The sequence below is a fragment of the Photobacterium nomapromontoriensis genome (assembly GCF_050336815.1).
Classification (GTDB): Bacteria; Pseudomonadota; Gammaproteobacteria; order Enterobacterales; family Vibrionaceae; genus Photobacterium; species Photobacterium nomapromontoriensis.
The window spans coordinates 1-9,803 of record NZ_JAKJSL010000077.1; the positions used below are offsets into that span (position 1 = coordinate 1).

12 protein-coding genes are annotated in these 9,803 nt (G+C 45.5%); 11 read left to right on the top strand and 1 reads right to left on the bottom strand.

The window, feature by feature from the left end:
- The first annotated feature begins 438 nt into the window (after positions 1 to 438).
- Positions 439 to 1,062 (top strand): hypothetical protein, encoded by a 624-nt coding sequence (locus L4D12_RS24845; RefSeq protein ID WP_428450509.1) that lies wholly within the window; start codon positions 439 to 441, stop codon positions 1,060 to 1,062.
- Positions 1,062 to 1,397: a hypothetical protein gene (locus tag L4D12_RS24850; RefSeq protein WP_428450510.1), complete on the top strand. Its 336-nt coding sequence runs from the start codon at positions 1,062 to 1,064 to the stop codon at positions 1,395 to 1,397. Before L4D12_RS24845 ends, L4D12_RS24850 begins: the two co-directional genes overlap by 1 nt.
- Before the next feature lie 142 nt (positions 1,398 to 1,539).
- On the opposite strand, the gene L4D12_RS24855 is transcribed toward L4D12_RS24850, so the two are convergent.
- Positions 1,540 to 2,360, bottom strand: a protein-coding gene (locus tag L4D12_RS24855; protein WP_428450511.1) for an IS5 family transposase whose coding sequence is annotated in 2 segments (ribosomal slippage) — positions 1,540 to 1,995 and positions 1,998 to 2,360 — 819 coding nt in all. Because the reading frame shifts where the segments join, the coding sequence is not laid out codon by codon here.
- Positions 2,361 to 2,846: 486 nt separating this feature from the next.
- On the opposite strand from L4D12_RS24855, the gene L4D12_RS24860 reads away from it, so the two are divergent.
- From L4D12_RS24860 to L4D12_RS24900, 9 genes are all read left to right on the top strand, one after another.
- A complete protein-coding gene (locus tag L4D12_RS24860; RefSeq protein ID WP_428450512.1) occupies positions 2,847 to 3,473 on the top strand; it encodes a PepSY-associated TM helix domain-containing protein in 627 nt (208 codons plus the stop codon).
- 22 nt (positions 3,474 to 3,495) lie between these two features.
- Positions 3,496 to 4,017 carry a DUF2271 domain-containing protein gene (locus L4D12_RS24865; RefSeq protein WP_428450513.1) on the top strand — a complete coding sequence of 174 codons (522 nt, stop codon included), beginning with the start codon at positions 3,496 to 3,498 and terminating at the stop codon, positions 4,015 to 4,017.
- A 34-nt stretch (positions 4,018 to 4,051) separates the two neighbouring features.
- Positions 4,052 to 4,888: a DUF4198 domain-containing protein gene (locus tag L4D12_RS24870; protein ID WP_428450517.1), complete on the top strand. Its 837-nt coding sequence runs from the start codon at positions 4,052 to 4,054 to the stop codon at positions 4,886 to 4,888.
- Between the two features lie 110 nt (positions 4,889 to 4,998).
- Positions 4,999 to 5,310: a hypothetical protein gene (locus tag L4D12_RS24875; RefSeq protein ID WP_428450518.1), complete on the top strand. Its 312-nt coding sequence runs from the start codon at positions 4,999 to 5,001 to the stop codon at positions 5,308 to 5,310.
- Positions 5,307 to 5,891 (top strand): DUF6162 family protein, encoded by a 585-nt coding sequence (locus L4D12_RS24880; RefSeq protein WP_428450514.1) that lies wholly within the window; start codon positions 5,307 to 5,309, stop codon positions 5,889 to 5,891. The genes L4D12_RS24875 and L4D12_RS24880 overlap by 4 nt, the downstream gene beginning before the upstream one ends.
- Positions 5,892 to 6,007: 116 nt before the next feature.
- Positions 6,008 to 6,928 (top strand): metal ABC transporter solute-binding protein, Zn/Mn family, encoded by a 921-nt coding sequence (locus tag L4D12_RS24885; protein ID WP_428450515.1) that lies wholly within the window; start codon positions 6,008 to 6,010, stop codon positions 6,926 to 6,928.
- The gene (locus L4D12_RS24890) at positions 6,928 to 7,710 is read left to right on the top strand and encodes a metal ABC transporter ATP-binding protein (protein ID WP_428450516.1); all 783 of its coding nucleotides are present in this window, start codon (positions 6,928 to 6,930) and stop codon (positions 7,708 to 7,710) included. The genes L4D12_RS24885 and L4D12_RS24890 overlap by 1 nt, the downstream gene beginning before the upstream one ends.
- Positions 7,710 to 8,585, top strand: a complete 876-nt coding sequence (locus tag L4D12_RS24895; RefSeq protein WP_428450519.1) for a metal ABC transporter permease — start codon at positions 7,710 to 7,712, stop codon at positions 8,583 to 8,585. Before L4D12_RS24890 ends, L4D12_RS24895 begins: the two co-directional genes overlap by 1 nt.
- 10 nt (positions 8,586 to 8,595) lie before the next feature.
- Positions 8,596 to 9,507: a metal ABC transporter solute-binding protein, Zn/Mn family gene (locus L4D12_RS24900; protein ID WP_428450520.1), complete on the top strand. Its 912-nt coding sequence runs from the start codon at positions 8,596 to 8,598 to the stop codon at positions 9,505 to 9,507.
- Positions 9,508 to 9,803 lie beyond the last annotated feature (296 nt).

The window sequence follows — 9,803 nt, forward strand, 5'->3', positions numbered from 1 at the left end:
GAGTACCTAATGGATGATTGTCTTTTGGTGTGGGGATAAGCGGTTCAATCTTTGCCCACATTTCATCTGTGAGTTCCCAAAGCTTTGGATTTGATGTCACAGCCATAATCAGTACCACATTTTGATCACGTTGGTACTAATTATAGTTCAACCGTTATTACCTACTGGGATAGGCACTAAATGTCTTTCAGGAATAATCAAGATACCTACATATTTGTACTTTCTTGCCATGTCCCGTTAAGCCATTTAAATCATAGCTGTCATTTTTTAAATGGCTATGTGGTTTTCGTATGATTACGGTATTATCTTTATTCAAAGTTACTCGCATTCTAAGTGAAATTATTCTGAAAAATCCATTTGTGAAGTTTACACGGTAGATTTTTTAGCTGTTTAACGGTTAGATTATGGTAGTAGTAATTCAATTTTTAGGAGATACAAATGAATGATGTATTGGTACCAATAGTTTTTCCTGATTATAAAATAACGGTGGATACACCTCAGAAGAATGTTGATCTACTCCCTTGGTTTAGTTTCGATGATTTTACTGTTCCTAAAACCAGACAAAAAATATCAAACTTAGGTCATGCTGGTATATTATTGATTAATGGTGATTCTGGCCTAACAAAATATTATGAATATGGTAGATATGATTATCCGGATCAGAAAGGAATAGTTCGAAGAGTTCCGGTTTTAGATGCTAAAACAGATAAAAGTGGTGTTATTATCGAATCACTAGTCCCTATTTTTGACAAACTTTGCCGTGTTGCGGGAAAAGGTTCTAGAATAGAAGGTGTATATATTGAGGCGTCTGGTGTTTTCGACCGATTGAATCGCCAGGTTATATCCCAGAAATCTATGAATAATAATCCTAAAAGGAAAGAATATAACTTAACATCAAATAGTTGCATTCACTTTGTGAAACGTCTTGTTAGTTTAGCTGGTAAGGATACTCCATGGATGATGGATCCAAGACCAAACTCATATATAGGTGAGTTTAGAGATGACTATAGAGATTTGGATTTCAATCCTAAGACTAAAGAACTTAATGTAGAGGTTAAATAGTGAAAGTATTGATTATCTCTATATTGTATTTATTTCTTATTGCTTGTGAACCTGTGGGTAAATATGATCCTATAGACCGACCATTGAATATTCCTGAATCAGCAGTTTGGGTTGGTGGTGCAGATGGTGGTGCCTACATATATATGGTTTTTTCTAAAAATGAATATAAAGGATCTGTATATTTTGATAGTACAGGAGAACTTTGGTATAAAGGGAGTTTTATATATTCAGGCAAAGATAGGTTTGATACAACGAATCGGGAATTGTATGCAAGCTGGGATGGGGAAACCATTTATCTAGTTAATGGTAATACACTTACTGCAGTTGATCATTAGATAAACCTTACTTATATTATGGATTAGTGCTTCGTAATCTTTCACTGTTTGCCATTACGTTGTAATTAATTTGAACGCTTTTCAATGGAAGATATTCTTCAAAGGATCTTAGTCTTCTGAAATTCGTAACAAGGTTTAGAGCCTATCCCGATAGGCATTTTTTCCAGACAATAAGGCCGCAGGCAAAATATAACATGGCCTCATAATTTTCAGCCTTCTTTGACCAGCGGATTAATAATCCTCGAAAGCGATTTAACCAACTGTGGCTACGTTCGACTACCCATCTACGGGCTGGAGTTCTTGAGTTTGTCTTATCTTGTTTTTCTTCGCCTCGTGAACGAACGTGAGGGACGAAGTGCCGAGCAATAAGTTCTCTCTTTAGCTCTTGTGATTGATAACCCTTATCTAAACACAAATGCTGTTTATTGAGATATGGACGACCTGTTTCCAAGCTATCAACGGTACTCAAAGCGAGAGTTACATCATGCGTATTCGCTGAGCTAACTATGATTGCTAACGGCAAACCATTTGTATCGGTTAAAAGGCTRCGCTTTACTCCTTGCTTCCCTCTATCTGTTGGGTTTCGCCCAGTTTTTTTGAGCCCGCTAAAGGTGCTTTTGTTATCGCGCCGTCCATAGAAAGCCACGACCAATCGATTCTATTGAGCTTTCTGYACTCTAACAAACCATTTTGCCAAAGACGCTCAAATACTTCTGCATCACGCCATTCTTGAAACCGACGGTGGGCTGAACTTGATGAGCAAATCCCTGTTTTATTAAGAGCATTCCACTGACACCCCGTGGACATGACAAACAAAATAGCTGACATCGCTGCACGATCATTAACCCTTTTACGGTGAGTACCTAATGGATGATTGTCTTTTGGTGTGGGGATGAGCGGTTCAATCTTTGCCCACATTTCATCTGTGAGTTCCCAAGGCTTTGGATTTGATGTCACAGCCATAATCAGTACCACATTTTGATCACGTTGGTACTAATTATAGTTCAACCGTTATTACCTACTGGGATAGGCACTTAGTCCAAAACCATCTAAACCCACATCATAAACGATTTTCCCAGCCACACTCGATCAACTCAGGCTGGTTGTTCTCAACCAGCCATCATTTCCCCTCAAATCTGCAAATTTCCGCCTTTCTCTGCCCATTTTTTCCTGCCTATCAATTTTTCAAACTCCTTCCTCCGTTTTTCTATCCATCCTCAAATTTAAAATTACCTGTTTTTACATTAATTTTCCGTTCTAATTTTGACGTTTTAGCGTTCTAGACGTCTTTCCGCGCTTCTGAACACTTTTCCGCCTTTATGCCTTCCTAGCCACAGCAGTTATCTCCCCAATTTTTTACATTCGTAAACAATGTAAATTAAATGCCAATGAAAACGATTATCAATTAAATTCTGCTCATCAAATGAATACTGCAAATTGATCTCGACCATGCTGTTAAAAAGTAAAGCGGTGCAGCTGTGGGCACGTCGCCTACATGTCTACGTTTCAATGGCGTTGTTGTTGGTGGTGCTGTTTTTTTCTATCACCGGGATCACGCTTAACCGACCAGAGTTGTTTGTGAAAAGCGAACCCTCGGTTGAGTCATTAACGCTGACGTTGCCAAGTACGTTGTTTGGCGCTGAACCAGCAAGTGTGCCCGATGAAGCGGCGTTGCTGGCTTACCTGAATGAACAGGCTGATATATCCGGTACGCCGTCAGCGATGGATGTATTCACCGAAGTGGAAGATGGGGAACTGGTAGAAGGGGAGATCTCACTCGACTACAAAGGCCCGGGTTTTAACGCCACGGTATTTATCGATTTGCTGAGCCGAGAGGCTGAGATTGAAAAGAATCACTACGGGGTAATCGCTGTGTTGAATGACCTGCATAAGGGCCGAAACAGCGGGGAAGTCTGGAAGTGGTTTATTGATATCACGGCGTTTTTGATGGTGTTTTTCGTCCTCACCGGTGTGTGCTTGTTGCTACCTAAGAAGAAAACGCTAAATACCTCAATGAAATGGATGGCTGCTGGCTCGTTAGTCACGTTACTGATTTTTATTATTGCTGTGCCTTAAAAACAGCAGACAAGGATACCTCATGAACGTTTTTGCCAAATCCCTGATTGGCTTGTCATTGGCTTTGCCTGTCACGTTTTCTGTCTACGCCAAAGCGTTACCAGAAACCGCATCGCTGAACGTCGAGTTTCAACTACCGAAAATTGATACCGCCATGTATGCCCGTCCTTATGTGGCGGTGTGGATTGAAGACAGCCAGCGTAAGCCGATACGGACGGTGCAGCTGTGGGTAGGGAAGGATGAATGGCTGAAAGATTTACGCAGCTGGTGGCGAAAAGTCGGTCGTTACGATCGCGCGCTGGTGGATGCAGTGACTTCGGCGACACGTCCAGCAGGCGAATACCGCTTTGTGTGGGATGGCCGAGATGACAAAGGGCAGCGTGTGGAGCAAGGCGAGTACACCTTCTATGTGGAAGCGGTACGTGAGCACGGTGGTCGTAATACCTTGCGCCAAAAAATGACATTGGGTGAGAGTGCGTTCTCTCATCATATTAAACCAACGGAAGAAACCGGTGATATTCGTCTGGATTACATCATTCAGTAGCGCCAGAGAAGACTTTACTTTTAGAGAATCAATGATGATTAACAATACTCCATTAAAAGCTATTTCAATTGCTTGTGCTCTGGTTGCTGGCATGGCTGTTACAGCCACGGCGAATGCACACCCGCGCTGGATTTTACCGTCACACTTCACTGTGTCTAAAGATGGCGGTGATTGGCTGACGTTTGATGTGACAGCGTCACACGGTACATTTGTGTTTGATAAGCCGGCAGGCAGTGAAACCGGTGAAATCATTATGCCGGATGGCCGCGTTCAGTACCCGTCCTACGTGACCAAGGGGAAGCGCCGTTCTGTGTTTGATTTCTATTTTGAAGAGGAAGGTACACATAAAGTTCGCGTAAATAATGTACCGACCTATTACACCCAGTATAAAGCAGGTCGTCGTGACACCGTTAAATGGGCCAAAGCGCATAAAGCGGAGCGTGATGATGTGCTGCCAATGAAATCACGCGATGTGGTAACTCAAGTGAGTTTCACCCGTGCAGAAACGTATGTGACGGTAGGCAAGCCAACCAGTAAAGCGTTTGAGTTGGAAGGTAAGTACCTGGAGTTGATTCCGAAGACACACCCAGCCGATATTGTTGAAGGGGAAGAGGTTCAGTTCCAGTTCTTCTTTAATGGTAAGCCGCAATCTGGCGTAACGGCGGAAATCACCCGTGAAGGCACGTTGTACCGTAATCACCAGGAACAAATCGATGTGGTGAGCGATAAGGATGGCATGGTGAGTTTTACTCCGGAACAAGCTGGTCGTTGGTTGATGAAGGCGAACTATAAAGGTGATTTGGAAAATAACGCATTGGCGGATCGTGCCAGCGTGAATGTTCATTTGTCGTTTGAAGCGGTTCTTCAGTAATCCTCTTGATGGCCTGCTCAGGTAGGCCATTACGGTTTGTTTAAATTGACGTTTATCTAGATGTTGATGTCGAGGTTGTAATGAAAAAGAGTGCACCAATTTTGCTTCAGATGGGATTGAGGCTTGGTATCGGTATGGCTGCGTTGTTGAGCTCATCGGCAGCACAAGCGCATTTCCCGTTAATGAGCTGCTGGTTAGAGGCCGATAAGGTGATCTGTCAGGCGGGTTACAGTGATGGCAGTGAAGCGGTGGACTATGCCGTTGAGATGTTTGATTACGACGATAACCTGGTGAAGCGTGTCATGACAGATAAGCGTTCGATTGCTGAGTTTGCAATGCCTGAAACGGATTTCTATCTGGTATTCGATGCGGGCCATGAAAACCCGGTTGAAGTTGATGTGGTTGAGATTGAAGAGAAATGATCACCGAGTCAGTACGTGCTGATGATGGCGGGGCAGAGGGAAAATGGGTGGCGCTGGCGATTTTAGTCATTCTGAGCGTTGCTTTTGTTGCGTTGCCTTTTCATCAGGCGGAAGTCAAAACCCAAGCTTTAGCTCGTCATCAAGTCTTGATAACAGATCTGTCGCCGAACGAGCTCGCGATGATTGCTGATTTACGTCTGGCACATGAAGAAATCCGCAATCTGCATCAAGACAGCATGGCGTTTGAGCCAGAAAAAATGCCAGCGCAGCATTGGCCGAAGGTGGATGAGCTGGAAGCCATGTGGCTTGCGCCATTTGTTAAGGATAAAAGCTGGGAGCATAAAGGCCGTCATGACTGGCAGCGTGTGATCTCCAGTGTTTACCTCGGTACGCCAGAGGAGGCAAACGGTTCGAAGGCTGTGGTGCTGCTAGCGGATGCGGAACAGCCTGATATCTGGTTTGCGTTATTCAATACCGCAAAAACGATCCCCACGAATACGATATTGACGCCATCACAATTGATTGATGCTGGTTGGATGCAAGTGGTGTTCGAAGCGGCTGCCAATAAGCATTCTCACTGATAGCAAGACAGTCGCCCTGTCGTTATGGCTTAGTCATTACGACTTAATCCATCGGCCTGTTTGCTCCTGATTATTTTCGACATTTTTAGCTATACATCCGTCCACAAGGGATACGTATGAAACACTTGATCAAGAAAGCGGCGGCTCTGCTAACGCCTGTCGCATTATTACTGGGCGCTGCGGGCGTGCAAGCAGCAGACAAGATGACCATTGGTATTACGCTGCAGCCATATTATAGCTACGTGAAAGCGGTCGTTGGTGACAAAGCTGAGATTTTACCTTTGGTCGATGCGGGGTTTAATCCGCATAACTACCAGCCACAACCGAATGATTTACGTCGTCTAAAGCAGATGGATGTAATTGTGGTGAACGGTATTGGCCATGATGATTTTGCCCTGAAAGTGATTGCCGCCGCGAATCGCAGTGATTTAGTGGTGATTGAAGCCAATAAAGATGTCCCACTATTGCCTGCGATGGGTCAGTCGGTGGGTGATGGTGCGGTAAACCCGCATACCTTTGTTGGCTTGTCGACGACGATTCAGAAGGTGTACACCATTGCTAATACGCTCTCGACGTTGGATCCAGAAAACGCGCGTTTTTATCGTGCCAATGCGCGTCAGTACGCTACGACATTTCGTCAATTGAAACACGAAGCGATGACGACTCTGGGCAATCTTGATACCAGCGGGATGACTGTAGCAACCACTCACAATGCTTATGGTTACCTGCTGCAAGAGTTTGGGGTCGATGTAGCAGCGGTTATTGAGCCAGCCCACGGTGTAGAGCCAAGCGCCAGTCAGTTGCAGGAAACGATTGAGAAAATCCGCGATTCAAACATTGATGTGCTGTTTTATGAGTTGAACATGCCAAACCGCTATGTTGAAACCATTGAAAAAGCGACAGGGGTACAGTTGTATCGTTTCTCTCATATGACTCACGGACCGTATGAAGCCAACAAAGTAGAAAAAGAGATGAAAGACAACCTTGATACTTTGATTGAAGCGATGCAGTTTGCTGCCGAACGGAAAGCAAGTTAATGACCGGGCCAAGTATTTCGCTGCACAATGTCAGCCTACAATATGGCGAGAACCAAATTCTTCGCAACATTAATCATACGTTCAGTGCCGGTCAATGCCATGTGGTAATGGGGCCGAATGGTGGCGGAAAAACCTCGCTGTTACGTTCTGTGCTTGGGCTGACACCGTTTAACGGTGATATTCAGATCCACTGGCCAGAGGCGAAAGGCAAGATCGGTTATGTGCCGCAAAAAGCGGTGTTTGAGTCGAGCCTGCCATTAACGGTGATGGATTTCATTTTACTTAACCAGAGTCGCGTACCGTTGTTTATGTCGCGGTTTTTATCACGCTTTGACTTGCTGGGCAGTAGCTTATCGAAACAACGAGAATTTGCATTAGAGCAATTAGCCCGGGTCGGGATGGCCGAGCGAGCGGATCGCCGCATGGGGCAACTTTCTGGCGGCGAGCAGCAGCGCGTGTTGTTTGCTCAAGCGTTATTGGATAATCCTGATCTGCTGGTATTGGATGAACCGACAACGGGGATGGATGAGCAAGGAGTTCGCTATCTTGAATCATTGATTTTAGAGCTGGTGGCCGAAGGAAAAACGATCCTGGCGGTGCACCATGATGTCTCTGCGGTAAGGCGGCTGAATGCTCACGTTCATGTGGTAAACCGAATGCTGGTAGACAGCGGTTCAGTGAAAGAGGTACTGACGCCAGAGAAGGTAGAACGTTTGTTTAACCATTATTCAACGGATTCTGTTTCATCAGATGACACTATCAAGCAGGGTAAAGCAGCATGATGGAATTGATTCGCCATTGGGCATTGCAGGGTGTTGAAGCGGGCTGGCTGAGTGAAAGCTTTTCTTATGCCTTTGTTGTTAATGCGGTTGTTGCTGCATTATTGGTCGGTCCATTGCTGGGTGGACTTGGTACCTTGGTGATTGCTAAGCGATTAGCATTCTTCTCTGAAGCGGTGGGGCACGCGGCACTAACCGGTATTGCGCTGGGTGTGCTGCTTGGCGAGCCGCCAGATAATCCGATCATTGGGTTGTTTAGCTTCTGCATGGTGTTTGCGTTACTGCTGCATTTTGTCCGTAATCGCACAAACGTGCCGTATGACACCTTGGTTGGCGTGTTTCTGGCGTTGGCCTTGGCTGTCGGTGCGGCGTTGCTGATGTATGTGGCGCGCAAAATTAACATCCATATGCTGGAAAATGTCTTATTCGGCTCTATTCTGACAGTCACAGATCAAGATCTGATGATTTTGGCGATGAGCTGTTTGTTGATCGTTGTCGTCTTGATCCCGACATTTAACCGCATATTGCTCACTTGCATCAGTCCGGATATTGCGCGTGTTCGTGGCCATGCGACCCATTTCTACGATTATCTGTTTGTTATGATGATCACTCTGGTCACGATTGCATCGGTGAAGATCATCGGGGCGGTACTGGTGGGGGCGCTATTGCTTATTCCGGGGGCAACCGCTCGACTTATGACTAAAAACATGGGGGATTTTGTGCTGTTGTCGGCATTATTGGCGACGATCAGCTGTTTAGTCGGCACGATTCTGCCCATGGAGTTGGAGATGCCGGTGCCATCGGGTGCCGCGATCATTATTGTGTCTGCCATCTTTTTCCTTATGGCGACGTGTTTCCGCATTGTGCGTAAAGGGTAATTCTGTGAAATTGAATAAAATGATGCAACGCAGCAACCGTTCGCGAACACCATCGGCTGCTATTGTGACAATATTACTACTGGGGGCTGCATTTCAGTCGGTAACAGCCCAAGCTAAAGATATGCTAACGGCCACACCTGTGACTTATATGCTGGCAACAGAATTAACGAAAGGGACAGGGCTAGAAACCACTTATCTGCCCCCTAAGCGTTACGGCATGCAGCGTTTGCCGAACTGGTTTGCCAGTAAAGGGGCCGATCTTACCGTAAAAGCGGCGAAAAAAGCCAAAGTGGCGATTACTCTTGGGGCGGTATGGCCACAAGATCCGCTGTATGTACATGCACGTTCGGGTAACATTGAGATTGTAGAAATAGATGCGTCACAAGCGATTTCACCACGTGCCCAAGGTGTTGCCGCATTGCGCCTTGCCGATGGTACATTATCGCCATTTATCTGGTTGAATCCATCGAACTTAACCCGTATGGCAGCGATTGTGAGTCAAGATCTGCAACGAGTGTGGCCTCAGCATGCCGCGACAATCGCTGCAAATCAGCAAAAGCTGATGATTGATGTCCGTAGTCTGATTAATCGTCAACAAGCTGCACTGTTTGATGCCGAAGTCGATTCAGTCATGCTTCTTTCATCGGAATTAGAAGACTTTGCATCGGGTAACCAATTGTTTGTTGTTGGCCGTTACACCAAACCTGAGATGGATTGGACCGCTGAAGAAAAACAGACATTTGTTGAAACATTGCAAAGTGATGATTCAATCTGGCTGTTAACCACGAAAAAGCTCACTAAGCAGCAACTAGCCCTGTTGCCAAACCCGGAACGCGTATTGACGATAGACAGTATTGACCGCTGGGGTCGTACCGGTATTCAAGGTAAGAGCCCATTAGCACGGTGGAATATCGCCTTGTAGCAGTACACCGATAGGTAGCTGGTCACACATGATAAAAACTCGCTTAGCGAGTTTTTTTTGTTTGTTTGCCCAGCGAAGCTGGCAAACCCGTCAGGTTGCAAGAAACCTGAATCACCCCGACTGAGGGGAAGATAATCCGAATCGCAAGGGCGTTGCTGGCCAACGGCAGGGTCTGAAGGAAGCGATAGGAAGTTAACAGTACACAACGAAAGTGAACCTGATTCGGCAGTCTAGGTGGGTAAGCGTGCAAAATAGCGCAAAGCCCCATACTCAGTCAGACCTATGCTGTGCTTGAG

Excerpts from the sequence above, each read along its gene's own strand:
- L4D12_RS24845 (WP_428450509.1), top strand. The coding sequence starts at position 439 with ATGAATGATGTATTGGTACCAATAGTTTTTCCTGATTATAAAATAACG.
- L4D12_RS24860 (WP_428450512.1), top strand. The coding sequence starts at position 2,847 with ATGCTGTTAAAAAGTAAAGCGGTGCAGCTGTGGGCACGTCGCCTACAT.
- L4D12_RS24865 (WP_428450513.1), top strand. The coding sequence starts at position 3,496 with ATGAACGTTTTTGCCAAATCCCTGATTGGCTTGTCATTGGCTTTGCCT.
- L4D12_RS24870 (WP_428450517.1), top strand. The coding sequence starts at position 4,052 with ATGATTAACAATACTCCATTAAAAGCTATTTCAATTGCTTGTGCTCTG.
- L4D12_RS24875 (WP_428450518.1), top strand. The coding sequence starts at position 4,999 with ATGGGATTGAGGCTTGGTATCGGTATGGCTGCGTTGTTGAGCTCATCG.
- L4D12_RS24880 (WP_428450514.1), top strand. The coding sequence starts at position 5,307 with ATGATCACCGAGTCAGTACGTGCTGATGATGGCGGGGCAGAGGGAAAA.
- L4D12_RS24885 (WP_428450515.1), top strand. The coding sequence starts at position 6,008 with ATGAAACACTTGATCAAGAAAGCGGCGGCTCTGCTAACGCCTGTCGCA.
- L4D12_RS24890 (WP_428450516.1), top strand. The coding sequence starts at position 6,928 with ATGACCGGGCCAAGTATTTCGCTGCACAATGTCAGCCTACAATATGGC.
- L4D12_RS24895 (WP_428450519.1), top strand. The coding sequence starts at position 7,710 with ATGGAATTGATTCGCCATTGGGCATTGCAGGGTGTTGAAGCGGGCTGG.